We start from the raw sequence: 25848 nt of genomic DNA on the forward strand, positions 1-25848 counted from the left end.
CGCGGAGGATGCGGTGATCTGGGAGATCGAGGACGGCCGGAAGGTCGTCGAGGGGCTGGACGAGACGGGCCGCCCCGACCCCGAGTACGCCGCGGCGCTGGGCCTGCGCCCGGCGCCCGCCGGACGGCGCGCGCTCGCCTCGCTCATCGAGTTCGCCGTGTGGGCGCTGCTGCAGCTGCCGTACTGGCTCGTGGCGCTGCCGACGCTCGTGAAGGTCGCGACCGGCGCCCTCCAGCCGTGGGGGCTCGCGAGCCACCCCGACCTCGTGTGGATGATCGTCGCGACCGCGATCTCGAGCGTGCTCACCCTCGCGTTCGTCATCGTGCAGCTCGTGCTGCACGGCCGCCGCGGCGTGACGCTCGGCAAGGCGCTCCTCGGCATCCGGAGCGTCGACGTGCGGACGCTCGCGCGGCCCGGCATCCGCCGCTCGGTGCTGCGCGGCCTCGTGCTGTGGGCGTCGTTCCTGCTGCCCGTGATCGGACCCGCGCTCTTCCTCGCCTCCCCGCTGCTCGACCGCGAGAAGCGCGGCCGCGGCTGGCTCGACCTCGCCGCCGGCACCTGGTTCGTCGACGTGCGCGACGGCCTCGACCCGTACCACGACAAGAAGATGCGTATCGCCCGCAAGACGGTCGCCGCCGAGCCGGAGGCCGAGCGCTCGCAGCTGCCCTCGCTCGCGACCCCCGCCGACAGCGCGGGCCTCGCGTACCGGCCCGGCGCCCGCACGAGCTCAGGCGTCGTCGGCGCCGCGCGCCCCCAGGCCCCGGGGGAGCAGCGGCCCATCGGCCTCGCCTCGCAGCAGCCCACCGAGCCGGCCCCCTCGCACACCGTGCCCGGCATGCCCTCCGGCGGCGCCCGCCTGGGCGGCTACCGCCCGGGCGAGCTGAGCGGCGACCCGCGCGCGGGCCGTCCCGACGCCGCGGCGCCGAGCGCGCCCGCGCCCGGCCTCGCGGGCGGCATCGTCGACAGCGTGCCCGGACGCGATCGGTCCGCACCCGCACCGGCACCGTCGCCCGGCTGGCAGCAGCCCGCCGCGCCGCAGGCGCCCGCGGCATGGCAGCCGCCCGCGTCGGCTCGCGAGCGAGCCATCCCGGACTCGGCGATCCCGGGCCAGGCCAGCCCCGAGCAGACCAGCCCGATCGCCGACGAGACGGTCGTCGAGGTCGAGCACGAGGCGCCGCGGCAGCCCGACGCGGCGGCACCGCAGGCGGCACCGCTGGCCGCGCCCGTCGCGCCTGCCGCGTCCGCCGCCGACGAGATCGACGACCGCACGGTCCGGCGCATCGAGATCGTGGAGGATGACGACGACCTCGAGGCCACGCGTGCTCGCGTCCCCGCCCGCGCGGCGGCCGCCACGCTGGCGTTCGACTCGGGCGAGCGCTTCGCCATCACCGGCGCCGCGCTCATCGGCCGCAACCCCTCGCCCTCGCCGGGCGAGGTCGTCGACCACCTGCTGCCGATCGCCGACGACACCCGCTCGGTCTCGAAGACGCACCTGCTCATCGCCGTGCGGCCGCTCGCCGCGGTCGACCGCGCGTCGACGAACGGCTCGAGCGTCGTGCGCGCCGGCGCCGAGCACCCGCTCGAGGCGGGCAGGCCCTTCCCCCTCGCTCCGGGCGACGTCGTGCGCTTCGGCGACCGCAGCGTCGTGATCGAGGGCGCATGAGCGCCATCGGGGAGTTCCGCTTCAGCCACCCGTCGATCGCGCTGCGCTGGGCCGGGGCCACGCATCCCGGGCGCCGCCGGAAGGTGAACGAGGACTCCGTCTTCGCGTCGTTCCCGGTCTTCCTCGTCGCCGACGGCATGGGCGGCCACGCCTCCGGCGACGTCGCGAGCGCGCTCGCGATCGAGGCGTTCCGCAGCCTCAAGGGCCGCACGCTCGCCGACGTCACGAGCGTCGAGGAGTCGGTGGAGCGCGCCTTCGACGACGTGCGATCGCAGGCGGTCGGCGAGCCGGTCGGGGGCACGACGCTCTCTGGGGCGGTGCTCGTCGACGTCGACGGCGTCGCGCACTGGCTCGTGCTCAACGTGGGCGACTCCCGCACCTACCTCTACGCCGACGGCGAGCTGGAGCAGGTCACGGTCGACCACTCGGTCGTGCAGGAGCTCGTCGAGACCGGCGCGCTGCGCCGCGACGACGCGCGCCGGCACCCGCACCGCAACGTCATCACCCGCGCGCTCGGCCCGGGGGAGCAGCACCCAGCAGACGCCTGGCTCCGCCCCGCGGAGCGCGGCCAGCGCCTGCTCGTCTGCTCCGACGGCCTGAGCGGCGAGGTCGACGACGTCGAGCTCGCCGAGATCCTCGGCGACGTCGCCTCGCCCGCCGCGGCGGCCGCGCTGCTGCTGCGGCGCGCGCTCGACGCGGGCGCGCCCGACAACGTGTCGGTCGTCGTCGTCGACGTCGACGCCGTCGCGCTCGACGAGGCGGAGCTGTTCGACACGCACGTCCAGACGCTGGACGACACGATCCCGAGGGAGGGGCGATGAGCGCCCGCATCGAGTACGCGCCCGGCGAGGCGTGGTGCGTCGCGAGCGGCCGCGCCGTCGTCGTCTGCGAGCGCGACCTCCCGGTCGAGCGCGCCGCCGCCCTGCACGCCGCGCTCGGCGCCGTCGCCGACGCCGCGGGCCTCCGCGCGCTGCTCGCCGCCGAGCCCGCCGCGCTCATCGGCGCGGTCGACGAGCCGGGGTCGCGCGCGCTGCTGCGCCGCCACGGCGTGCCCGCCACCGCCGACGGCCGGCCGCTGCCCGACCGCTTCGGCGCCGACTGGGCCGACGACGCGATCGCGCCCGGCGAGGTCGTCGCCGCGGGCGGCCTCGCTGCGCTCGACGGCGCCCTGCTGCCGCTCGAGGGCGGCGTGGTGCGCGTCGCCGCGGTCCGCGTCGCGCCCGCGCCCGGGCCCGCCGCGGAGCCGGCGCCGGAGCCTGTCGTCGAGCCCGCGCACGGCGCCTTCGGCCAGACCCTGCCGCCGGCCGCCGCCGCGGCGGTGCTCGACGAGCGCGCCGAGCCCGCGGCTGCGGCGCCCGCGGCAGAGCCCGCTGCCGCTGCGGCGGAGCAGGCGCCCGAGGCGCCCGTGTCGGGGGAGACGCCGGAGGCATCCGAGCCGGAGCAGCTGCCGGAGGCGCCCGAACCCGAGATCGCCGTCCCTGAGCCGGAGCCGGAGGCTGCCGCCCCCGAGCCGGAGCAGGACCCCGAGGCGCCCGAGCCCGAGCAGGCTCCTGAGGCGCCCGCCGTCGCGGACGCCCCGCCGACCGGCGAGCACCCGCTGCCCGCCGCCCCCGAGGCGCCCGCGCTCGCCGACGCCCCGGCCGAGCACGCCGGCCCGCTCGGCGGTCTCATCGACTCGGTGCCCGGCTTCATCCGGCCCGCCGCCGAGGTGCGGCCGCAGGAGCCCGCGCCCGCGCAGCCCGAGCCCGATCGGGCGCAGCTCGCCCCGAGGCCCGCCCCGACCGCCCCGGCGTCGCCGGCGCTCGACGAGGGCGACCACGACGGGATGACCGTCACGGCCGAGCAGGCCCGCGCCCTGCTCGGCGACCGCGCACCCCGCTCCGGCGGCATCGACGTCGCGTCGCCGGCCACGGGCCCGCTCGTGCTCTCGACGCTCTGCCCGGTCGGCCACGTGAACGCGCCCGGCAGCGCGACCTGCGGCACCTGCGGCGCCGCGATCGACGAGGGCTCCGCAGCCCAGCGGCGCCGCCCCGAGGTCGCCGTCGCCGTCCTGCCCTCGGGCGAGCGCATCCCGCTCGGCCGCGGCGTCGTGCTCGGCCGCCGGCCGCGCTCGCGCCGCGTGGAGGACGGCCGCGTGCCGCGCCTCGTGACGGTCGACAGCCCCAGCGAGGACATCTCGCGCAGCCACCTCGAGCTGCGCGTCGACGACTGGAACCTCGTCGCCGTCGACCTCTCGTCCACGAACGGCACGCTCCTGCTCCGCGACGGCGCCGCGCCGCAGCGCCTGCGCCCCGAGTCGCCGACCATCCTGCAGCTCGGCGACCGCCTCGACCTCGGCGACGACGTCGTCCTCCGGATCGAGTCGGCACCGTGAGCCCGAAGCGCGCGCCCTCCGCCCCGCCCGAGCTGCCCGGCTACGACTACCTGTCGCTGCTCGGCTCCGGCGGCTTCGCCGACGTCTTCCTCTACGAGCAGCAGCTGCCCTCGCGGAAGGTCGCGATCAAGGTGCTGCTGCCGGACGCCGTGAACCGGGAGCTCATCGAGAACTTCCGCCACGAGGCGAACGTCATGGCGCAGCTGTCGACGCACCCCTCGATCGTGACGATCTACGGGGCGGCGGTGGCCCCCGACGGCCGGCCGTTCCTCGCCATGGAGTACTGCTCGCGCCCCAACCTCGGCGTGCGCTACCGCCGCGAGCGCTTCGCGGTGCCCGAGGTGCTCGCGCTCGGCGTGCAGATCGCCGGCGCCGTCGAGACCGCGCACCGCGCCGGCATCCTCCACCGCGACATCAAGCCCGCGAACATCCTCGTCACCGCCTACAACCGACCGGCGCTCACCGACTTCGGCATCGCCACGAGCGCGGGCGGCACCGACGACGCGAGCGGCATGTCGATCCCGTGGTCGCCGCCCGAGGCGTTCCTCGACCCGCCCCGGTCGACGCCCGCCTCCGACGTCTTCTCGCTCGCCGCGACCCTCTCGACGCTGCTCGCCGGGCGCACGCCCTTCGAGATGCCGGGCGGCTCGAACTCGAGCGTCGACCTCATCGACCGCATCCAGCGCGGCGAGCTGTCGCCGCTCGCCCGCAGCGACGTGCCCGCCCGGCTCGAGGCCGTCCTCGCATCGGCGATGGATCCGGACCCGTCGCGCCGCTACTCGAGCGCCGTCGCCTTCGCGCGCGCGCTCCAGCAGGTCGAGGCCGAGATGGCGCTGCCCGTCACGCCGCTCGACGTGCTCGACGAGGGGATGGACGAGGGCGAGACGGAGGAGCAGGACGGCGGCGCCACGCGCATCCGCGGCGTCGTCTCGATCGACCCCCACGCCGGCGAGGCGCCCCCGTCGTTCGCCCCGCCGCAGGCCGCCGCGGCCGTGCCCGACGCCACGGTGCGCCGCGCGCGCCCCGCGCCCGCCGCAGTCGCGCCGGACGCCCCCGCCGCCGCGCCCGCCCCGGCGCCGCGCAGCCGCCGGGGCGCGGCGATCGCCATCGCGGCGAGCGCCGCGGTGCTGCTCGTCGGCGGCGGGATCGTGGTCATGGCGCTGTCGGGCGGCGGCGCCCCGACCGTGTCGGCGAACCCCACGCAGACCGTCGCCCCGCCGCCCGCCGCGCAGCGGCCGCCCGCGCCGATCGCGGTGCAGGGCGAGATCGAGGGCGAGACCGTGCGGTTCAGCTGGACGAACGCGCAGCCGCAGGACGGCGACACCTTCCGCTACCGCTACGTCGCGGAGGGCGCCGACCCGGTGATCTCGAGCGTGAGCGCCACCGAGGTCGTGCTCGAGCGCGACCCCGACGGCACGTCGTGCATCCTCGTGAGCCTCGTGCGCTCCGACGGGCGCGACTCGAACGATGCGGAGGGATGCGTCGATGGCTGAGACCCTGGCCCCGGTGCTGCAGGTGGAGTTCGCGGGGGAGTGGTTCGCGCTCGACCCGCAGCGCCCGTTCGTGATCGGCCGCGAGGGCGACCTCACCGTCGACGACAACCAGTACCTCCACCGCGCGTTCCTCGACGTGCGGTTCCAGGACGGCCTGTGGTGGCTGTCGAACGTCGGCTCGCGGCTCTCGGCGACGGTGTCGAGCGCGGGCGGTGCGGTGCAGTCGTGGCTCTCGCCCGGCGCGCGGCTGCCGATCGTGTTCGAGGAGTGCTCGATCGTCTTCACCGCCGGCCCCACGACCTACGAGCTCGGCGTGCACTGCGACGACCCCTCGTTCGCGATGTCGACCGAGCACCGCCGTCGCAGCTCCGGCGAGACGACCGTGATGCCCGTCGGCCTCACGCAGCTGCAGAAGCTGCTCATCGTGGCGCTCGCGGAGCCGATGCTGCGCCGCGACGGCGTCGGCGTGAGCGAGCTGCCCACCTCGGGCGCCGCCGCCGAGCGGCTCGGCTGGACGATGAGCCGCTTCAACCGCAAGCTCGACAACGTCTGCGACAAGCTCGACCGGATGGGCGTGCAGGGGCTGCGCGGCGGCGTCGGCAACCTCGCGAGCAACCGCCGAGCGCGGCTCGTCGAGTACGCCGTCTCGTCGCAGCTCGTCACCCGCACCGACCTCGCCCTCCTCGACGACGCCTCGCTGCGCGCCGCCGACGACGCCCAGGACCAGGAGACCGCATGAAGGTCAAGCTGACGCTGCACCGCCCCGCAGCCGACCCCACCGACGTCGTCATCACCGCCGACTCCACCGCGACCGTCGAGGACGTCGCGCGGCAGATCGCGCTCGCCGACCCGGCCCGCTCCATCCCGGTCGCCGAGGGCGACACGCTCTCGCTCGCGGTGGCGCCGCCCACCGAGCAGAGCCTCGTGCAGCTGCAGCCCGACGCGCTCATCGGCGAGGCGCCGCTCGGATCGGGCTTCCACGCCCAGGTCGTGAACCTCGGTGCCGGGGCGTCGCGCCACGGCGGTCCCGCCGGCAGCGCGCTCGACGCCGTCGCGGTGCTCCGCGTCGTCGGCGGCCCCCTCCGCGGCCAGGAGTTCCAGCTCGGCCGCGGCCACGCGACGATCGGCCGCGACCCCTCGAACCAGATCGTGCTCGCGGATCCGCTCGTCTCCAAGCGCCACGCGCGCATCGAGGTCGGCGCCCACGTGGAGGTCGTCGACCTCAACTCCGCCAACGGCGTGCTGGTCGACGGCGGCCTCGTCTCGCGCCTGCGCGTCACGCCCGGCGCGGTCTTCACGATCGGCGACAGCGAGCTCACCGTGCAGCTCGCGGGGGCCTTCGACTCGTCGGGCCCCGACCCCGTGCTCGAGCGCGGCGGCGCACTGCTGTTCAACCGCTCGCCGCGCGTCGAGGCCCGCTACCCGGGCACCGCCTTCGACGGCCCGCGCATCCCGCGCGAGATGATCCAGCGGCTCTTCCCGTGGCCGATGCTCGTCGCGCCCATCCTGCTCGCCGGCGCGATGTACGCGCTCACCGAGAACCCGCGCTCGATCCTCGTCGCCCTCATGACGCCGCTGATGCTGCTCGGCAACTTCATCAACATGAAGACGCAGAACGGCCAGCGCCGCAAGTTCGAGGTGCAGATGTTCGAGCAGAAGTTCGAGGAGCTCGAGGAGACGCTGTACCGCGAGAAGCCGAAGGAGGAGGCGGTGCGCGGCATGGAGGTGCCGCCCGTCGCCGAGGTCTTCGAGCACGCGATGCGGCTCGGGCCGATGCTCTGGACCCGGCGTCCGGAGCACTGGAACTTCCTCTCGGTGCGGCTGGGCACCTGCCAGGCGGAGTCGCGCAACTCCATCAAGGAGGAGGAGCAGCAGGACGGCCTGCCCGAGTACCTCGACCGCGTCGAGCGCCTCCGCGACCGCTACCGCCACGTCGACGACGTGCCGATCGTCGAGTCGTTCGAGTCGGTCGGCTCGATCGGCATCGCGGGCCCCAAGTCGCTCGCGGCCGACGCGCTGCGCGGCCTCGCGGTGCAGCTCTACGGCCTGCACGCCCCCAACGAGGTCGTCACGGTCGCGCTCTGCGACGCCGACTGGACGGGCGAGCTCGAGTGGATGAAGTGGCTCCCGCACACGACGAGCGAGACGAGCCCGTTCAAGGAGATGCCGCTCGCCGACTCCGCGACCGCCGGCACCGCGCTGCTCAACGCGCTCGAGGAGCTCGTCATGGGCCGCTCGAAGTCGGCGACGCCCGAGCGCAAGACCCCGTACGACGAGGACTGGGACCCGATGCGGTACGGCACCGACGTCGAGCGCGCGGCGAAGGACGCCGTCCGCAGCATCCAGACCTCCGTCGTGGTGGTCATCACGAACGACGCGCCCGTCGACCGCCCGCGCCTCACGCAGATCCTCGAGCGCGGCGCCGCCGTCGGCGTCCACGGCGTGTTCGTCGCCCCGACGGTCGAGTCGCTGCCGGCCGTCTGCCGCTCCTACGTCGACGTCACCGCGGGCCTCGAGGCCGCTACGGCCGGCACCGTCCGGTCGGGCGTCGCCTACGAGGGCGTCCGCGTCGAGGGCGTCTCCGGCGAGTACATGCAGATGTTCGCCAAGCGCCTCGCACCGGTCGTCGACGCGAGCATCGTCATCACCGACTCCTCCGACATCCCCGACTCGGTGATGTTCCTCTCGCTCGTGGGCCCCGAGCTCGCCGAGGACCCGAACGCGGTCATCGAGCGCTGGCGGCAGAACAACACGATCCTCGACCGCTCCGGCGGGCAGAAGCCGCGGCTGAAGAAGGCGGGCACGCTGCGCGCCATCATGGGCCAGGGCGCGACCGACGCGATGACGCTCGACCTCCGCACGCAGGGCCCGCACGCCCTCGTCGGCGGCACGACCGGCGCCGGCAAGTCGGAGTTCCTGCAGGCCTGGGTGCTCGGCATGGCCGCGGCGCACAGCCCCGACCGCGTCACGTTCCTCTTCGTCGACTACAAGGGCGGCTCCGCGTTCGCCGACTGCGTCGACCTGCCGCACTGCGTGGGCCTCGTCACCGACCTCAGCCCGCACCTCGTGCGGCGCGCGCTCACGAGCCTCCGCGCCGAGCTGCACCACCGCGAGCACCTCTTCAACCGCAAGAAGGCGAAGGACCTGCTCGAGCTCGAGAAGCGGCAGGACCCCGAGACGCCGCCCGCGCTCGTGCTCGTCATCGACGAGTTCGCGGCGCTCGCGGGCGAGGTGCCGGAGTTCGTCGACGGCGTCGTCGACATCGCCCAGCGCGGCCGCTCGCTCGGCATCCACCTGATCATGGCCACGCAGCGGCCCGCGGGCGTCATCAAGGACAACCTGCGCGCGAACACCAACCTGCGCGTCGCGCTCCGCATGGCCGACGAGTCGGACTCGAAGGATGTCGTCGACGACCCGATCGCCGCCTCCTTCCCGCCCTCCATCCCGGGCCGCGGCATCGCGAAGACCGGCCCCGGGCGGCTCGTGCCGTTCCAGTCGGCCTACGCGGGCGGCTGGACGCGCTCCGACGAGGGCACCGCCGCCGACGTGAAGGTCGACGAGCTGCGATTCGGATCGCTGCAGCGGTGGGAGCCGGCGGCGCCGCCCGAGTCGGACGCGCACGACGAGGACCTCGGCCCCAACGACCAGAAGCGGATCGTGCGCACCCTCATCGCCGCCTCGCAGCACGCGCGCATCCCGGCGCCGCGCCGCCCGTGGCTCGACGACCTCGCGACGACGGTCGACCTGCGCGACCTGCCCATCGAGGGCGACTCGCGCATCGTGCTGGGCAAGGCCGACATCCCCGAGCGCCAGCGCCAGGACGCCCTCTACCTGCACCCCGACCGCGACGGCTCGATGCTGGTCTACGGCACCTCCGGCTCGGGCAAGTCGACGCTGCTGAAGACGATCGGCACCGCCGCGGGCATGCGCCCCGAGCACGGCCGCGCCGAGGTCTACGGCCTCGACTTCGCCTCCGGCGCGCTGAAGGCGCTCGAGGTGCTGCCGCACGTCGGCTCGATCATCGCCGGCGACGACGCCGAGCGCGTGCAGCGCCTGCTGCGCTCGCTCGGGCGCGAGCTCGACCGCCGCGGGAAGGCGTTCGCGGCGGCGAGCGCGGCGAGCCTCACCGAGTACCGCGAGCTCGTGGACCCGGACGCGACGCGCATCTTCCTGCTGCTCGACAACTTCCCGCAGTTCAAGGCCGACTGGGAGGTGACGAGCGCGCGGGCGCCGTTCTACCAGGTGTTCATGCGCATCCTCGGCGAGGGCCGTCCGCTCGGGATCCACGCGATCGCGACGGCCGACCGCTCGGGCGCCGTGCCGACCGCGGTGAGCTCGAACATCTCGCGCCGCGTCGTCATGCGGCTCGCCGACGAGTCGGCGTACACGCTCGTCGGCGCGCCGAAGGACGTGCTCGACGACCGGTCGGCGCCGGGCCGTGCGATCGTCGACGGGCTCGAGATGCAGGTCGCGGTGCTCGGCGGCACGCCGAACGTGGCCGAGCAGACGAAGCTCATGGGCCAGCTGGCGGAGGCGCTGCGGGCGCAGGGCGCGCGCGACGTCGACGAGATCGGCGCGCTGCCGACCCGGCTCTCGCTGCAGCAGCTGCCCGACCGCATCGACGAGTTCCCCGTCATCGGCGTCGCGGAGGACACCCTCGCGCCGCGCGACTTCGACCCCATCGGCACGTTCATCGTCGCCGGCCCGCCGCAGTCGGGCAAGACGAACGCCCTCAAGGCGCTCGTCGTGGCGATGGAGCGGCTCGACCCGCAGGTGCGGCTGTTCCACTTCGCCGGCCGGCGGTCGGTGCTGCACGACTTCCGCCCCTGGGTGCGGAGCGTCACGCGGCCGGACGCGGCGAAGGAGCTCGCGAAGGAGCTCGCCGAGGTCGTGGCCGACGAGACGGTGCCCGGCCGCATCGTCGTCGTGGTCGAGAACGTGCCCCAGTTCGCCGACTCCGAGGCGGAGCGGCCCATGAAGGAGCTGTTCCAGGCCATCAACCGCAGCGACCACCTGCTCATCGGCGACGCCGACGTCACGCAGGTCACGGGCGGCTACGGCTTCATCGGCGACTTCAAGGCCGGCCGCAAGGGCATCGTGCTGAAGCCCGACGCGTACGACGGCGACTCGGTGTTCAAGGTGCCGTTCCCGAAGGTCAAGCGCTCCGACTTCCCGGAGGGTCGCGGCATCTTCGTGCAGAACGGCCGCGCCGTCACGGTGCAGCTGCCGCTCGTGCCGGAGCGCACGGAGCCGCGCGCGGCCGCCGCGCCGACCCTCGCGTCGACGCCCGCTCCCGCGCCCGCGGTGCAGGAGGAGACGCTGCAGGCGGTGCCCGACCGCGACTGAGGCGGGGCATGGGGAGTCCTCCCCATCGACCCCTCAGCGGGCGTTCCGTAGCGTGTTCCTCGGATGGTCCGGGTGGGCCATGATTCGGGAACGATGAAGGGAACGGGACCATGAGCGACTTCGGTGCTTCCTATGCCGAGATGGAGTCCACGGCGGGCAAGCTCGACACGGGCAAGGAGGACATCGCGGGTGTCCTCAAGGACCTCAAGAGCGCGGTGGACACGCTGCTGGGCGAGGACTTCAAGACGCAGCACGCGTCGGGCAAGTTCGGTGAGGGCTACGAGGAGCTGACGACGGGCCTGGAGCAGGCCATCGAGGGCATCTCGGACATGGGCGAGGCGCTGCGCGGCATGATGCAGGCGATCCAGTCGCTCGACGAGCAGATGGCCGGCAGCTGAGCCGACGCTGACACCGCGAGGACCCGGCTGAGCGCCGGGTCCTCGCGCTCTGCCCGCACGACACCGAGGAGACCCCGTGGCCTACGACGACATCGACATCCCGCTGCGCAGCATGGAGTCGCTCGCGAGCGCCCTCAAGGACATCGTCGCCGAGTTCGACGACGCGAGCCGCCGCAGCGAGGACCTCGAGGACGCGATCGGCCGGCCGCTCGGCCGCTCGGGCCTGCGCGACGAGGCCAAGCGCTTCGAGGAGGCGTGGGACGACAAGCGCGACACGCTGAAGGCGAAGCTCGAGCGCCTGCACGAGCGCGTCGAGGACACCAAGAACGCGTGGGAGGAGCTCGACGTCGAGCTCTCGACCGCGACCGAGGCCCAGGACGGGAACGACGGATGACCGAGAACTCCTTCCGCTACCGCGGCGGCATGCCGCCGACCCCGGAGCGCGGCAACGAGATCCGCGAGATCTCCGGCGACGCGGCCGCGATCATCGCGCGCGGCCGCACCATGCAGTCCCTCGGCGACCGGATGCAGCGGGCCGCGAACACGCTCCAGCACCTCGCCGACGGCACCGTCGGCAAGGGCCTCTCCATCGAGCAGCTCCGCTCCGACGCGGAGGACGTGCACAGCGACCTCAAGACCGCGGGCATCCGCTACAGCCCCTCCGGCGCCGCCGTGAAGGCGTACGGCGAGGCGCTCGACGACGCGCAGACGGCGCTCCGGCCCATCATCAGCGACTGCGAGGCGCTGTGGGAGGTCGTGCAGTCGGCCTCCTCCGCCCTCGCGGGCGCCGACGAGGAGGGCGAGGACGCCAAGCAGTCGGCGTTCGACACGGCGGTCGCTGAGTGGGAGGCGGCGGCACGCTCCTACGACGGGCCGTACGAGGCGTGGGACGCGGCGTACGAGACGGCGCGCGACGGCCTCGAGGACGCCAACGAGAGCGGCGTCGAGGACTCGCGCTGGGACGACTTCGTCGGCGCCCTCGACACCTTCGTGACGATCCTCGGCTGGGTCGGCGTGGCCCTCGTCGTCGTCGCCCTCGTGATCGGCGGCCCGATCGTCGCCGCGATCGCGCTCGTGGTGGGCGTCGTCGCCCTCCTCGGCACCATCATCCTCGCCGTGGAGGGCAGGAAGACCGGCACCGACGTCGCGTTCGCCGCGCTGAGCATCGTGCCCTTCGGCAAGCTCGCCAAGCTCGGCCCCGTGATCAGCGGTGCGAGCCGCGGCTCCCGCGTCTCGGCGGTCGCCGCGCACTTCGGCGACGACTTCATCCGCGGCGCGCAGAACCTGCGATCGACCCGCGCGGCGGCCGCGCAGGCGTGGTCGGGCATGGGCAACCGCGTCATCCCGGAGCTCCGCCAGGCGACGCTCGGCACGCAGGCGATCATGCAGCTGCGGCACACGCCGTGGCAGCTGCCCGGCTCGTACGGCGACGTCGTGCGCCGCCTCGGCGGCTTCCAGCCGGGCCAGGTGCCCGGCAACCTCGCGGAGGGCCTCGGCGGCATGGCCGACGCGATGTTCGGCTCGGTCTACCCGACGCTCGACACCGTCTCCGATGCGGTCCAGGGCTGACGTGCGCGTCGGTAGCGTGGTCGCATGAGCGTGCGAGCCGAGCCCGTCCCCGAGGTCGCGGCGTGGCCCGACTTCGCCCTGCTGCTGCCGCCGGGCTGGCGCGCGGTCGACGCCGACGAGGCCGCGATCGCGGAGCTCGAGGAGCGCGCGACGGCCGTCCTGAAGCGGCACGGCCGCCCCGATGTCGACGCGCAGCTGCGCTCGCAGCTCCGTGCCGCGCTGCGCAGCGGCGGCGGGCGCGAGGTCGTGCGGATGTTCCTGCAGGAGACCGACGATCCCGAGGCGATGACGCCCATGTCGATGGTCGCCGCCCGGCTCCGCCCACCCGCGGGCGGCAGCCTCGACGACTACGTGGGCGAGCTCGTGCGCGAGCGCGGTGCAGCCCCGCTCGCCGAGGGCAGCCCGGTGCTCGCGTGGACGCAGGAGACCTCTGCGCGGATCGACGGCTCGACCGTGCGCACGATCACGCGCAACGGGCTCGTCGCCGTCCCCGGCACGTCGCGGCGCCAGGGGCTGCTGCTCAGCGCCGTGATCGTCGCCGGCGCCGACGGCGCCGAGCTGCCCGACGAGGTCGCGCGGCAGCTCGTGCTGCTCGCCGACGCGATGCTCGCGACCTTCCGGTGGGCCGCATGAACGAGATCGGCCTCGTCGTCGACGAGGGCGTCTGGACGGTCCTGCCGGCGCTCCCGTCGTCCCCCGAGGTGGAGGACGCCGCTGTCGCCCACGCCATGGGGCTCGGGGCCGAGGAGGACCAGGTGCGGGCCGCGCTCGACCTGCGGATGCCGGCGTCGCAGTTCGAGCTGCTGCTGCACGAGCCCGGCCTGCCCGCGCCGGCGCTCGTCCACGGCTTCGTCGGCGCGTCCGAGACGCCCGACGCCGATGGCCTCGAGGCGCTCGTGCAGCCGATGGAGGAGACGTACACCGAGCCCGTCGTCGAGCACTACGAGCTCGGCGGGCGGCCCGCGGTCCGCGCGCTCTGGTCGCTGCCGTACGCCTTCGACGACGGCACGCGGGCGACGGCGTGGTCGCTCGCGGTCGCGCTCGAGGGCGGCGTCGCGATCTTCGCCTGCGAGCCTGCCCCGCCGCTCACGACCGCGGCGCTCATCGGCCGCGGCGACACGCTCGTCGCGAGCCTGGACGTCGCCGCGTGAGCGCGGCGAGCGAGCTCGCGCGCACCGCCAAGCCCGGCCTGGGGCCGTCGCGCGCGTCCGAGATCGAGCTGGCCGCGGCGACGGAGGCGCACCCGCCGCTCGGCGAGGCCCTGCGGGAGGCGGGCACGGCGTTCCAGCGCGCGGCCCACGGCGTCGCGGGTGCCGCAGCCGCGGAGCAGCGCGCGGCGCTCGGCGTCGGCTACGCCGGCGGCGCCACGAAGCTGCGCCTCGGCCTCGCGGCCCTCGCCGCAGGCGGCGGCCTCGCCTTCCACCTCGCTCGGGGGCAGGCGCCCGCCGAGGAGACCTGGCCGGGGTCGGTCGCGCTGCTCGCCGTCGCGGTGCTGCTCGTCTCGCCCGAGGCGCTCCGCGCGCGCCGGACCACGCCGCCGTCGCGCTCGCAGACCATCGTCGTCGAGGTCGTGGCGGGCATCGCCGCGGTCGTCGCCGTCATCCTGCTCGTGGCCGGCCTCCAGCTCGGTGCGGCGCTCGCCGTCGCGGTCGCCGCCCTGGGGATCGTCGCCGCGATCTGGTGCGCGGTCGCGCGCGCCGGGGACCCCACGGCGCGCCAGCGTGCCGACGACGCCCCCGCCGCGCTGCGCCGCACCATCGCCGAGCGGAGCGCCCAGGCGCGCCGAGACGCCGAGCAGCGCGTCGCGCTCGCGCAGCGCGAGGTGCCGCGCGCCGCCGCCGCCGTGCTCGTCGCAGACCGCGCGGCCTCGCTCCGCGCCCTCGTCGGCACCGCGGCGCTCGCCGAGGACGAGGCGGAGCGCCTCATCGCCGCACCGCTCGGCACGGCGCACCTGGACTTCCTCGCCTCCGTCGTCGTCCGCGGCACCGGCTCCGCGGCGGTCGAGCCCGGCGCCGGCCGGTGAGCATGGGCGCCGCGACCGGCGACGCCGGGGGAGCAGGGGCGCCGGCATGAGCCGCGTGCTGCGGCTCTCGGGCGACGACGCGACCGTCGCGCGCATCGCCGAGGCGGCGATCGAGGCGCTGCGGCCCCTCGATCCCGAGCGCGCGGCAGCGCTGCGGCAGCTGCACCAGGGACGCCGGCAGGCCGTCGCGGCGCTCAGCGCCGTGCAGCACGTCCGGGTCGGCGACGGGTCGGCGCCGTCGCCGAGCGAGCGCAGGGCGGCCGAGGGCTGGATGTGGCTGGCCGCGATCGCGGTCCTCGCCGCCGTCGCGGGCAGCGCCGGCATGCTGCCGCCCCGGCATCCGCAGGATCCGACGCTCGTCATGCAGGTGTCGCCGCCGGCGATGGCGATCGGCGCCGCGCTCATGGTCGCGCTCGCGGCGTGGGTGCCGGCGGCCGCGCGCCGCATCTCCGGCGCCCCCGCCATCGGCATCCTCGTCGCCCTGCTCGTCGGCGTCGCGCTCGTGCTGAACGCCTCCCGCGAGCCCGCGCTGCTCGACGCGGGCGGAGAGGCGGGCGTGCTGGTCTGGACGATCGCCGCTGTCGCGACGCTCGTCGCATCCGTGGTGGTGGCCGCGCGCACCCGCGCGGACCGCCCCGCGCCGACCCTCGCGGATCGCTCCCGCGTCGCGTGGCGGGATGCCGGGGCCGACCTGCGGCGGGACGCCGAGCGGCTCGCGCGCCGCGGTCCCCACGTCGACGGCACCGCGTGGCTGACGGGCCTCCCGGACGGCATCGACGCGGACGTGCTCGCCCAGGCGGCGGCGATCGGGCCGTGGCGATGGCTCGTGTGGAGCGCGTACGACGGCGAGATCGCGGTGCCGGCCCTCGCGCGCGCCTGAGCGCGCCGCCGCCGCCTTGACCGCCGCACGTCACGCGGCGTAGCATTGGTCGGGTGTGCGCACATGCGCGCCCTGCGTCATGCGCCCCGTGCCATGCGCCGGGCTCGCGGAGCGCGCACGGGCGAGCGGGGCCTCCCGCGGACCCCCACGGCATATCCGCCCCCAGCAGGGAGCGCGCGAGCGCGCGGCGGATGCACCGATGGAGCCGGACTCCGGCGAACCACATCGAACGCTGTCACCGTGCAGCAGAAGGAAGCAACGTGCCCACCATCCAGCAGCTGGTCCGCAAGGGCCGGTCGCCGAAGGTCTCGAAGACCAAGGCGCCCGCGCTCAAGGCCAACCCCCAGCAGCGCGGCGTCTGCACCCGCGTCTACACGACCACCCCCAAGAAGCCGAACTCGGCGCTCCGCAAGGTGGCTCGCGTGAAGCTCTCGAACGGCACCGAGGTCACGGCCTACATCCCCGGTGAGGGCCACAACCTCCAGGAGCACTCGATGGTGCTCGTCCGCGGCGGTCGTGTGAAGGACCTCCCCGGCGTGCGCTACAAGATCGTGCGCGGCGCGCTCGACACCCAGGCCGTGAAGAACCGCAAGCAGGCTCGCAGCCGCTACGGCGCGAAGATGGAGAAGAAGTAATGCCTCGCAAGGGTCCCGCTCCCAAGCGCCCGGTCGTTGCCGATCCCGTCTACGGCGCACCGATCGTCTCGCAGCTCGTCAACAAGATCCTCCTGGACGGCAAGAAGGGCCTCGCCGAGCGCATCGTCTACGGCGCGCTCGCCGGCGTCGGCGCCAAGTCGGGCCAGGACGCGGTCGTCGTCCTCAAGAAGGGCCTGGACAACATCCGTCCGACCCTCGAGGTGAAGTCGCGCCGCGTCGGCGGCTCGACCTACCAGGTCCCCGTCGAGGTCAAGCCGCACCGCGCGAACACGCTCGCGCTCCGCTGGCTCGTCTCGTACGCCAAGGCCCGTCGTGAGAAGACCATGACCGAGCGCCTCATGAACGAGATCCTCGACGCGTCCAACGGCCTCGGCGCCGCGGTGAAGCGCCGCGAGGACACGCACAAGATGGCCGAGTCGAACAAGGCCTTCGCGCACTACCGCTGGTGACAGCCCGGGTGCGCTCCGCGCTCGCGCGGGGCGCACCCACCCCACACTTCCCTCTCCCCATCCATCACTTCGGAGGAACCCAGTGGCTCAAGAGGCCCAGAAGGACCTGACCAAGGTGCGCAACTTCGGCATCATGGCGCACATCGATGCCGGCAAGACCACCACCACCGAGCGCATCCTGTTCTACACGGGCGTCAACCACAAGATCGGCGAGACGCACGACGGCGCCTCCACGATGGACTGGATGGAGCAGGAGCAGGAGCGCGGCATCACCATCACGTCCGCGGCGATCACGGCGGCCTGGAAGGGCACGCAGATCAACATCATCGACACGCCCGGCCACGTCGACTTCACGGTCGAGGTCGAGCGCTCGCTGCGCGTGCTGGACGGCGCCGTCGCCGTATTCGACGGCAAGGAGGGCGTCGAGCCCCAGTCCGAGACCGTCTGGCGCCAGGCCGACAAGTACGACGTCCCCCGCATCTGCTTCGTCAACAAGATGGACAAGCTGGGCGCCGACTTCTACTTCACGGTCGACACCATCATCAACCGACTGGGCGCGAAGCCGCTCGTCCTGCAGCTCCCGATCGGCGCCGAGTCGTCGTTCGAGGGCGTCGTGGACCTCGTCGAGATGAACGCGAAGACCTGGCGCGGCGACGCGAAGGGCGACGTGAAGATGGGCGCCGAGTGGACGGTCGAGGAGATCCCGGCCGACCTCAAGGAGAAGGCCGAGGAGTACCGCGCCAAGCTGCTCGAGACGGTCGCCGAGACCGACGACGCGCTCATGGAGAAGTTCTTCGAGGGCGAGGAGCTCTCGATCGCCGAGGTCAAGGGCGCCATCCGCAAGCTGACGCTCGCGAGCGAGGTCTACCCCGTGCTCTGCGGCTCGGCGTTCAAGAACCGCGGCGTGCAGCCGATGCTCGACGCGGTCGTCGACTACCTCCCGAGCCCCCTCGACGTCCCGGCCATCCCCGGCCACGACGCCAAGGACCCCGAGGTCGAGATCGAGCGCCACGCCGACCGCGACGAGCCGTTCTCGGCCCTCGCGTTCAAGGTCGCCGTCCACCCCTTCTTCGGTCGCCTCACCTACGTCCGCGTGTACTCCGGTCACGCCGACTCGGGCGCCGCCATCGTCAACTCGACGAAGGGCAAGAAGGAGCGCATCGGCAAGATCTTCCAGATGGCCGCCAACAAGGAGATCCCCGTCGACGAGGTGACCGCCGGTCACATCTACGCGGTGATCGGGCTCAAGGACACCACCACGGGCGACACCCTCTCCGACCCGGCCAGCCCCGTCATCCTCGAGTCGATGACGTTCCCGGCCCCGGTCATCGAGGTCGCGATCGAGCCGAAGACGAAGGCCGACCAGGAGAAGCTCTCCACGGCCATCCAGAAGCTCGCCGAGGAGGACCCGACCTTCCGCACCGAGAACAACCCGGAGACGGGCCAGACGGTCATCAAGGGCATGGGCGAGCTCCACCTCGACATCCTCGTCGACCGCATGAAGCGCGAGTTCAAGGTCGAGGCAAACGTGGGCAAGCCCCAGGTGGCCTACCGCGAGACGCTCAAGGGCACGATCGAGAAGTTCGACTACACCCACAAGAAGCAGACGGGTGGATCGGGCCAGTTCGCGAAGATCCAGATCAAGCTCGAGCCGATGGAGATCACGGCCGACGAGACCTACGAGTTCGTGAACGCCGTCACCGGCGGCCGCGTGCCCCGCGAGTACATCCCCTCGGTCGACGCGGGCATCCAGGACGCCATGCAGGTCGGCGTGCTCGCCGGCTTCCCGACGGTGGGCGTCAAGGCGTCGCTGCTCGACGGCGCGGCGCACGACGTCGACTCCTCGGAGATGGCGTTCAAGATCGCCGGCTCGATGGCGTACAAGGAGGCTGCCCGCAAGGCGCAGCCGACCCTCCTCGAGCCGCTCATGGCCGTCGAGGTCCGCACGCCCGAGGAGTACATGGGCGACGTGATCGGCGACCTGAACTCGCGTCGCGGGCAGATCCAGTCGATGGAGGACGCCCAGGGCGTGAAGGTCGTCAAGGCCCTCGTCCCGCTCTCGGAGATGTTCGGCTACGTCGGCGACCTGCGCTCGAAGACCTCGGGCCGCGCCGTCTACTCGATGGAGTTCTCGACGTACGCCGAGGTCCCCAAGGCGGTCTCGGAGGAGATCGTCCAGAAGAGCAAGGGCGAGTGATCGACGGGGCGGCAGCCGTGCTGCCGCCCCGTCCCACCGCCCAGCCGGCCCGGTTTTCCCTGGACCGGCACCCCCAGTACCATTGATCACCACCACCCCGAAGCCCTGCCGCGACGCGGCGGTGCACGCATGAGAAGTCCTAGGAGGACATAGTGGCTAAGGCCAAGTTCGAGCGGACCAAGCCGCACGTCAACATCGGAACGATCGGTCACGTCGACCACGGCAAGACGACGCTCACCGCGGCGATCTCCAAGGTCCTGGCCGACAAGTACCCGTCGGCGACCAACGTGCAGCGCGACTTCGCCTCGATCGACTCCGCTCCCGAGGAGCGCCAGCGCGGCATCACGATCAACATCTCGCACGTCGAGTACGAGACGCCGAAGCGCCACTACGCGCACGTCGACGCCCCGGGTCACGCCGACTACATCAAGAACATGATCACGGGCGCCGCGCAGATGGACGGCGCGATCCTCGTGGTCGCCGCGACCGACGGCCCGATGGCCCAGACGCGCGAGCACGTGCTGCTCGCCAAGCAGGTCGGCGTGCCGTACCTGCTCGTCGCGCTGAACAAGTCGGACATGGTCGACGACGAGGAGATCCTGGAGCTCGTCGAGCTCGAGGTCCGCGAGCTCCTCTCGTCGCAGGACTTCGACGGCGACAACGCGCCGGTCGTCCGCGTCTCGGGCCTCAAGGCTCTCGAGGGCGACGAGAAGTGGGTCAACGCCGTCCTCGAGCTCATGGAGGCCGTCGACGAGTCGATCCCGGACCCCGTGCGCGACAAGGACAAGCCGTTCCTCATGCCGATCGAGGACGTCTTCACGATCACCGGTCGTGGCACGGTCGTCACGGGCCGCGCCGAGCGCGGCACGCTGGGCATCAACTCGGAGGTCGAGATCGTCGGCATCCGCCCGACCCAGAAGACCACCGTCACGGGCATCGAGATGTTCCACAAGCAGCTCGACGAGGCCTGGGCCGGCGAGAACTGTGGCCTCCTCCTCCGCGGCACGAAGCGCGAGGACGTGGAGCGCGGCCAGGTCGTCGTCAAGCCGGGCTCGGTCACGCCGCACACCAACTTCGAGGGCACGGCGTACATCCTGTCCAAGGACGAGGGCGGCCGCCACAACCCGTTCTTCACGAACTACCGCCCGCAGTTCTACTTCCGCACGACGGACGTGACGGGCGTCATCTCGCTGCCCGAGGGCACCGAGATGGTCATGCCCGGTGACACCACCGACATGACGGTCGAGCTGATCCAGCCGATCGCCATGGAGGAGGGCCTCGGCTTCGCCATCCGCGAGGGCGGCCGCACCGTCGGTGCCGGCACGGTCACGAAGATCATCAAGTAAGTCCTCTGACTTGCTGGAAGGGCCCCGCTCCGGCGGGGCCCTTCTGCATGCCCGGGCGCAGCTCGGCGCCCTAGGCTCGGCCACGTGGAGCGCGCGGAGTTCGACGAGTGGTCGGAGCGGCTGGTCGCCTGGGCGGCGCAGGCGGACGGCGTGCTCGGCCTCGTGCTGGTCGGGAGCACGGCGAGGACGGCGCACGCGCCGGACGCGTGGAGCGACCACGACTTCTTCGTCGTCGCCGAACCGGGCTCGGCGGAGCAGCTGCGCGCGCGGACCGACTGGCTCCCGCGGCGAGCGGCGGGCATCGCGCTGCACGAGCGCGACACGGCGCACGGTGCGTGGGTGGTCTTCGTCGACGGCCACCTGCTCGAGTACGCGGTCTTCGCGCCCGACGAGGTCGGCCTGAGCCGCAGCGGCGCGCTGCGCGTCGCGGTCGACCGCGCGGGCGGGCTCGCGTCCCGCATGCTGCCGACGCTCGCACCGCCGGAGCGCGATCCGCGCACGCTCGCGACCGCGCTGCACCGGGCGCTCCTCGTCGGCGCCGGCCGCGGCGCCCGCGGCGAGCGGCTCGTCGCCCGTCGCCACCTGCTCGACGCCGCGGACGCGCTGCTCGGACTCGTCGCCGCGCTCCGCGGCGCGGACGACGCGCAGGACCCGTGGCGCCGGGTCGAGCGCACCGAGCCCGAGCTCGCGGCCGCGCTCGACGGCATCATCGCCCGCGGCGACGCGGGCGCCGCGCTCGCGCTCGCCGACCTCGCGGCCGACGCGGCAGGGGACCAGCCGTGGTGGCCGGCCGCGCTGGCGGCCGCGGTGCGTCCGAGGCTCGTCGCCGCCGCGCGCGACGACGAGGCGTGACCGCCGCGGTCGCCTAGGCTCGACGCGTGGTGGAGATCATCGACTTCGACGTCCAGCAGACCCCGATCGACGGGCTCGCGCTCATCCGCATGAAGCAGGTGCGCGAGGAGCGCGGCACGGTGCGCGAGTTCTTCCGCGCCTCGGCGTTCGAGGCCGCCGGGATCCCGCTGCCCGCCTTCCAGCAGGTGAACGTCACCGAGACGAACCCGGGGGCGATCCGCGGCATGCACGGCGAGTCGATGGTGAAGCTCATCGCCATCGCGCACGGCACCGCGTGGGGCGCGTGGGTCGACGCCCGGCCCGAATCGCCCACCCGCGGCGCCGTCTTCCAGACCGCGCTCGAGCCCGGCACCCAGATCCTCGTGCCCGAGGGCGTCTGCAACGGCTTCCAGTCGACGGGCGACAGCCCGACCCAGTACGTCTACTGCTTCACCTCGGAGTGGGTGCCCGGCATGACCGGCGTCGCGCTCACCCCGCTCGACCCGGCGCTCGGCATCGCGTGGCCGCTGCCGGTCGACACGGAGGACCGCTCGAGCGTGAGCGCGAAGGACCTCGCCGCCCCGACCCTCGCCGAGGTGCTCGGCGAGCACGCGTGACGGCCGGCGTGGAGGCGCTCGGCCTCGCGGCCGCGATCCTGCTGCTCGTCGGCGCGGCGTTCAGCGCCATCGTCTGGCCGCCGTTCTGGCGCCGCGTCGCCGCCGATCCGCGCGCCCGCGATGCCGACGGCCGGGCCACGCGGTTCCTGCGGGTGCACGCCGTGCTCATCGGCACCGCGCTCGTGATCGCCCTCGCGCAGGCCGTGGTCGGCGTCTGGTGGCTCATCGCGCGCTGAGGCGCGTCGGCGCTGATCGCGCGCGCAGGCCGCGGTGCGGCCGCGTCCAGGCTCGTGCGGTTGGGTCGGGGGACAGGTCGGCGCAGCCGTGCCGACCCCACGACACGGAGGTGCGAGATGGCAGACAGCGACATCCGCGACGGCGGCGACCAGCCGCTCGACGACGAGCAGGCGCTCCCGGGCGGACGGCCCGACGATGCCCCCAGCGGCACCGGCGACCTCCCGCCGCGCGCCGACGAGCAGACGGGCGAGGCGATCCCCGCCGGCGGCGACGCCGCGGGGCCGGATCCCGCGCAGGGCATCGACGGCCAGGCGACGTTCGTCGCGGATGCGACGGGCCGCGCCTACGAGCGCACCGTCGAGGAGGGCGAGGCCGCGATCGACGAGCACAGGGCGCGCATCGCCGCGATGGAGGCGCAGGCTCCCGGCGCCGCCGACGCGGCGGGCACGGCCGGTGAGCCGCTCGAGCCCGGCCCCGGGGCGCCGACCCCGGGCGAGTCGCCCGGCCCCGAGGAGCCCGAGGTCACGCCCCTGCCCGACGCCCCCGGTGCGCCCGGCGCGCCGACGGCGCCCGGCGGACCGGAGGCGCCGACCGGACCCGGCGCGCTCGATCCGAGCGCGCCCGTCGGCGACCCCGCCGGCGACGCGAGCGCGCAGGATCCGCTCGACGGCCGCCAGGCCTGACGGAGCGCGCGGCGCCGCGGAACCGTCGGCTCAGCCGGCGACCGCGGCGCCGCGCCGCGCCGTCGCCTCGAGCAGCGCCCGCAGCAGCTCTTGCACCACGGGCTCCTGCTCGTCGGCGACGACCGCGCCGATCTCGCGCCGCGCGAGCGGATGCCGCACCGGCACCTCGCGCACGCCGTCGTCGATGCGCGACGGGCTCGGGGGCAGCACCGCGACGCCGAGGCCCGCGGCGGCCAGCCCGCGCGCGGCGCGGTACTCTCCGACCACGAGCGCGGGCTCGGGCACCTCGCCGCCGTCGGCCGCGAAGAGCGCCTCCACGGCGTCGTGGATGCCGTAGCCGGGCGCGAGCATGATCTGCGGCCAGCGCCGCAGCGCCTCGACCGACACCTCGTGCATCGCGGCGAGCGGATGCTCGGCCGCGGCGACGGCGACGAGCGGCTCGGCGTAGAGCATCGTCACGGCGCCGATCTCGGCGGGCGGCGCCGCGACGACGGCGATGTCCGCGCTCCCGTCGACGACCGCCCCGACGCAGCTCGCGCGCGAGCCGTGCTGGAGCCGCAGCGCGACGTCGGGCCAGCGCGCGCGGAAGCGGCGGATCGCCTCCGGCACCAGCCGCTCGCCGAGCATCGTCTGGAACGCGATCCCGACCTCGCTCGCCCCGATCGAGCCGGCGCGCGCCACCGAGGCCAGCGCGTCGCCGATCGCCTGCAGCGCCTGCTCGCCCGCGCCGGCGAGCGCCTCGCCGGCGGCGGTGAGCACGACCCCGCGGCCCTCGCGCCGCACGACCGGTGCCTCGACGACGGCCGCGATCCGCTGCAGCGCGCGGGTGGCGCTCGGCTGCGGGATGCCGAGCTCGTCGGCCGCAGCGGTCACCGTGCCCGTGCGCCGCACGGCGACGAGCACGGGCAGGTCGCGCAGCAGCCGCGCGTCGTGGGGGTCAGGATGCATGCCGCCAGCGTATGGGAACGGGGTGTCGGCGCATTGGTCATTCGCTCGACGGCGGCCTAGCGTCGACAGCATGACCGCCTCGCCAGCCCTCCTCGAGCGCGCGCCGGTGGCGATCTCGCCCCGCCGCCTCACGGTGGCGCTGCTGGCGGTGGGCCTCGCGACCTTCACGCAGCTCTACGCGATCCAGGGCGCGCTGCCGCAGCTCGCGCGAGAGCTGGGCGCGAGCCCCTCGGAGGCAGCGCTCACCGTGTCGCTCGCGACCGCGGGCCTCGCCGTCTCGGTCATCCCGTGGGCGTTCGCCGCCGACCGCTTCGGCAAGCTGGCGATGATGCGCGCCGCGGCGATCGGCTCGGTCGTGCTGTCGGCCGCGGTGGTGGTGGCGCCGAGCACGGAGGCGCTCCTCGCGATCCGCTTCCTCGGCGGCGCGGCGCTCGGCGCCGTGCCGGCCCTCAGCGTCGCCGTCGCCTACGAGCGGCTGAGCGGGCGCGCCGCCGCGACCGTCGCCGCCGCGTACATCGCAGGCACCTCGGTGGGCGGCGCCGCGGGCCGGCTCGTCGTCGGGCCGCTCGCGCCGCTGCTCGGCTGGCGGTGGGCGGTGCTCGTGGTCGTCGCGCTCGGCGCGGTCGCGATCCTCGTCTTCCTGCTCGCGGTGCGCGGGCGCGGGGCAGGGCCGTCGGCACCGTCGGGGTCGCGCCGGAGCCGCATGGCGGAGGCGCTGCGCGGCCGGGGGCTGCGGCCCCTCTACCTCCAGTCGTTCCTGCTCGTGGGCGTGCAGGTGGGCGTCTACAACTACCTCGCGTTCCGGCTCGAGGCGCCGCCGTACGCGCTCGCGCCGGCCGTCGCCTCGCTCATCTTCCTGGCCTACGCAGCCGGCACCGCGGGCTCGCGCGCATCGAGCTGGATCGCGGGCCGGCTCGGCGCGCGCACGACGATGGTCGCGGGGCACGCGACGATGCTCGTCGGCCTCGCCCTCCTCGCGCTGCCGCCGCTGCCGGCCGTCGTCGCGGGCCTCGTCGTGGCGACGCTCGGCTTCTTCGTCGCGCACGCGACCGCCGCCTCGCAGGTGGGCGCGCGGGCGAGCGCCGCCTCCCGCGCGCAGGCCGGCGCCCTGTACACGATCGCCTTCTACGTCGGCTCGGCCGTCTTCGGGTGGGTGCTCGGGCTGCCGTTCGAGGCTGGCGGCTGGCTCGCGCTCACGGCCTGCGCCATGGGCATGGTGCTCGTGTCGCTCGCCGTCGCCCTCGCCGCGGCGTGGTCGGCCCGCCGCGGGGGCGCGCCGGAGCCGGCGGCCTCCGCTCGCTGACCGCGCTCGCTCAGCCGCCGAGGCGTCGCCCGAGCTCGCGGGCCGCTGCGGCGCAGCGCTCGCCGAGCGACGCCCAGTCGTCCCCGCCGGGACCGGCGTCCGCCATCCGGAAGGTGAGGCCGACGGCGGCGGCGGGCGCGCCCGTCGCGTCGAAGGCCGCGGCGGCGACCGAGCCGTACGAGGGGTCGACCTCGCCGGCCTCCGTCGCCCAGCCGCGTCGGCGGACGGCGCCGAGGAGCGTCGTGAGCGCCTGCCGCGTCGCGGGCCGCTCGCCCGCGAGGTCGCGGTCGTGGGGGAGCAGCGCCCGCACCTGGTCGTCGCCGAGCGCGGCGAGCAGCGCGCGCCCGGTGGCGGTGCGCACGGCGGGCAGCCGCACGCCCACCCGCGAGACGGTCACGGGGGAGCGCCGGCCCGCGCCGCGGCCCGCGTACGCGACGTCGCGCCCCGCGAGCACGGCGAGGTGGCTCGTCGAGGGCAGCGGCGCCTCGGCGACGAGCCGGTCGAGCACGGGCTGCGCGAGCCGCTCGAGGCGCGTGGCGGCGGCGACGCGCGAGCCGATCTGCTGCACGCGCGCGCTCGGCCCCCACGCCCCGAGCTCGGGGTAGTGCACGAGGAAGCCCTCGTCGCGCATCACCTGGAGCAGCTGGTACGCGCTCGAGCGCGGCAGGCCCAGCTCGCGCGCGATCGTCGACGCGCGCACGGGCCCCGGCTGCTCGGCGAGCAGCGAGAGCACCCGCAGCGCGCTGCGCGCCGCCGGCATCCGCGGCATCCCCATCCGCCCCTCCTCCCCATCCGACCGGTCGCTGCCGCCCCGATCGCGCCCGAGCGGTCACGT

Annotated in this window: 24 protein-coding genes; 22 read left to right on the plus strand and 2 right to left on the minus strand. The window is 74.6% G+C overall.

The genetic code is table 11. The annotated features are described in order from the left end of the window. Positions 1–13: 13 nt before the first annotated feature. The 21 genes from IEW90_RS02380 (at position 14) to IEW90_RS02480 (ending at position 22762) form a co-directional block, all read left to right on the plus strand. Positions 14–1663: an RDD family protein gene (locus tag IEW90_RS02380; protein ID WP_188715662.1), complete on the plus strand. Its 1650-nt coding sequence runs from the start codon at positions 14–16 to the stop codon at positions 1661–1663. Next, entirely contained in the window at positions 1660–2484 is an 825-nt protein-coding gene (locus tag IEW90_RS02385) for a PP2C family protein-serine/threonine phosphatase (protein WP_188715665.1), read from the plus strand. The genes IEW90_RS02380 and IEW90_RS02385 overlap by 4 nt, the downstream gene beginning before the upstream one ends. Next, complete coding sequence (locus IEW90_RS02390; protein ID WP_188715667.1) at positions 2481–4037, plus strand: FHA domain-containing protein; 1557 nt, start codon at positions 2481–2483, stop codon at positions 4035–4037. Before IEW90_RS02385 ends, IEW90_RS02390 begins: the two co-directional genes overlap by 4 nt. Next, positions 4034–5530 (plus strand): serine/threonine-protein kinase, encoded by a 1497-nt coding sequence (locus tag IEW90_RS02395; RefSeq protein ID WP_188715669.1) that lies wholly within the window; start codon positions 4034–4036, stop codon positions 5528–5530. The genes IEW90_RS02390 and IEW90_RS02395 overlap by 4 nt, the downstream gene beginning before the upstream one ends. Continuing rightward, positions 5523–6269: an FHA domain-containing protein gene (locus IEW90_RS02400; RefSeq protein ID WP_188715670.1), complete on the plus strand. Its 747-nt coding sequence runs from the start codon at positions 5523–5525 to the stop codon at positions 6267–6269. The genes IEW90_RS02395 and IEW90_RS02400 overlap by 8 nt, the downstream gene beginning before the upstream one ends. Beyond that, positions 6266–10876 (plus strand): type VII secretion EssC family protein, encoded by a 4611-nt coding sequence (locus tag IEW90_RS02405; RefSeq protein ID WP_188715672.1) that lies wholly within the window; start codon positions 6266–6268, stop codon positions 10874–10876. The genes IEW90_RS02400 and IEW90_RS02405 overlap by 4 nt, the downstream gene beginning before the upstream one ends. Before the next feature lie 110 nt (positions 10877–10986). Next, positions 10987–11274 (plus strand): WXG100 family type VII secretion target, encoded by a 288-nt coding sequence (locus tag IEW90_RS02410; protein WP_188715675.1) that lies wholly within the window; start codon positions 10987–10989, stop codon positions 11272–11274. Positions 11275–11350: 76 nt separating this feature from the next. Beyond that, positions 11351–11668 (plus strand): flagellar protein FlgN, encoded by a 318-nt coding sequence (locus IEW90_RS02415; protein WP_188715676.1) that lies wholly within the window; start codon positions 11351–11353, stop codon positions 11666–11668. Beyond that, a complete protein-coding gene (locus IEW90_RS02420; RefSeq protein ID WP_188715677.1) occupies positions 11665–12843 on the plus strand; it encodes a hypothetical protein in 1179 nt (392 codons plus the stop codon). Before IEW90_RS02415 ends, IEW90_RS02420 begins: the two co-directional genes overlap by 4 nt. Before the next feature lie 24 nt (positions 12844–12867). After that, positions 12868–13476 (plus strand): hypothetical protein, encoded by a 609-nt coding sequence (locus IEW90_RS02425; protein WP_188715679.1) that lies wholly within the window; start codon positions 12868–12870, stop codon positions 13474–13476. Next, positions 13473–13994, plus strand: coding sequence for a hypothetical protein (locus IEW90_RS02430; protein ID WP_188715681.1), 522 nt, complete (start codon positions 13473–13475; stop codon positions 13992–13994). Before IEW90_RS02425 ends, IEW90_RS02430 begins: the two co-directional genes overlap by 4 nt. Next, positions 13991–14866, plus strand: a complete 876-nt coding sequence (locus tag IEW90_RS02435; protein WP_188715684.1) for a hypothetical protein — start codon at positions 13991–13993, stop codon at positions 14864–14866. The genes IEW90_RS02430 and IEW90_RS02435 overlap by 4 nt, the downstream gene beginning before the upstream one ends. 46 nt (positions 14867–14912) lie before the next feature. Then, a complete protein-coding gene (locus IEW90_RS02440; RefSeq protein ID WP_188715686.1) occupies positions 14913–15746 on the plus strand; it encodes a hypothetical protein in 834 nt (277 codons plus the stop codon). Positions 15747–16006: 260 nt separating this feature from the next. Further along, positions 16007–16381 carry a 30S ribosomal protein S12 gene (gene rpsL, locus IEW90_RS02445; protein WP_021010916.1) on the plus strand — a complete coding sequence of 125 codons (375 nt, stop codon included), beginning with the start codon at positions 16007–16009 and terminating at the stop codon, positions 16379–16381. Continuing rightward, a complete protein-coding gene (rpsG, locus tag IEW90_RS02450; protein WP_188715693.1) occupies positions 16381–16851 on the plus strand; it encodes a 30S ribosomal protein S7 in 471 nt (156 codons plus the stop codon). The genes rpsL and rpsG overlap by 1 nt, the downstream gene beginning before the upstream one ends. An 82-nt stretch (positions 16852–16933) precedes the next feature. Next, complete coding sequence (gene fusA, locus IEW90_RS02455; RefSeq protein ID WP_188715695.1) at positions 16934–19048, plus strand: elongation factor G; 2115 nt, start codon at positions 16934–16936, stop codon at positions 19046–19048. 152 nt (positions 19049–19200) lie between these two features. Continuing rightward, the gene (tuf, locus tag IEW90_RS02460; RefSeq protein ID WP_188715697.1) at positions 19201–20394 is read left to right on the plus strand and encodes an elongation factor Tu; all 1194 of its coding nucleotides are present in this window, start codon (positions 19201–19203) and stop codon (positions 20392–20394) included. 84 nt (positions 20395–20478) lie between these two features. Further along, positions 20479–21246 (plus strand): hypothetical protein, encoded by a 768-nt coding sequence (locus IEW90_RS02465; protein WP_188715699.1) that lies wholly within the window; start codon positions 20479–20481, stop codon positions 21244–21246. Between the two features lie 26 nt (positions 21247–21272). After that, on the plus strand, positions 21273–21842 hold the full coding sequence (locus IEW90_RS02470) for a dTDP-4-dehydrorhamnose 3,5-epimerase family protein (RefSeq protein WP_188715701.1): 570 nt from the start codon (positions 21273–21275) through the stop codon (positions 21840–21842). Then, positions 21839–22078, plus strand: coding sequence for an SCO4848 family membrane protein (locus tag IEW90_RS02475; protein WP_229679455.1), 240 nt, complete (start codon positions 21839–21841; stop codon positions 22076–22078). The genes IEW90_RS02470 and IEW90_RS02475 overlap by 4 nt, the downstream gene beginning before the upstream one ends. A gap of 117 nt (positions 22079–22195) precedes the next feature. Next, positions 22196–22762: a hypothetical protein gene (locus IEW90_RS02480; RefSeq protein ID WP_188715703.1), complete on the plus strand. Its 567-nt coding sequence runs from the start codon at positions 22196–22198 to the stop codon at positions 22760–22762. A gap of 30 nt (positions 22763–22792) precedes the next feature. On the opposite strand, the gene IEW90_RS02485 is transcribed toward IEW90_RS02480, so the two are convergent. Beyond that, a complete protein-coding gene (locus IEW90_RS02485; RefSeq protein WP_188715705.1) occupies positions 22793–23710 on the minus strand; it encodes a LysR family transcriptional regulator in 918 nt (305 codons plus the stop codon). A 70-nt stretch (positions 23711–23780) separates the two neighbouring features. On the opposite strand from IEW90_RS02485, the gene IEW90_RS02490 reads away from it, so the two are divergent. Continuing rightward, the gene (locus tag IEW90_RS02490; RefSeq protein ID WP_188715708.1) at positions 23781–25013 is read left to right on the plus strand and encodes an MFS transporter; all 1233 of its coding nucleotides are present in this window, start codon (positions 23781–23783) and stop codon (positions 25011–25013) included. A 10-nt stretch (positions 25014–25023) separates the two neighbouring features. Here IEW90_RS02490 and IEW90_RS02495 read toward each other — a convergent pair whose 3' ends face one another. Next, on the minus strand, positions 25024–25788 hold the full coding sequence (locus tag IEW90_RS02495; protein ID WP_229679456.1) for an IclR family transcriptional regulator: 765 nt from the start codon (positions 25786–25788) through the stop codon (positions 25024–25026). Positions 25789–25848: the final 60 nt, after the last annotated feature.

Source organism: Agrococcus terreus (assembly GCF_014645235.1).
Taxonomy (GTDB): domain Bacteria; phylum Actinomycetota; class Actinomycetes; order Actinomycetales; family Microbacteriaceae; genus Agrococcus; species Agrococcus terreus.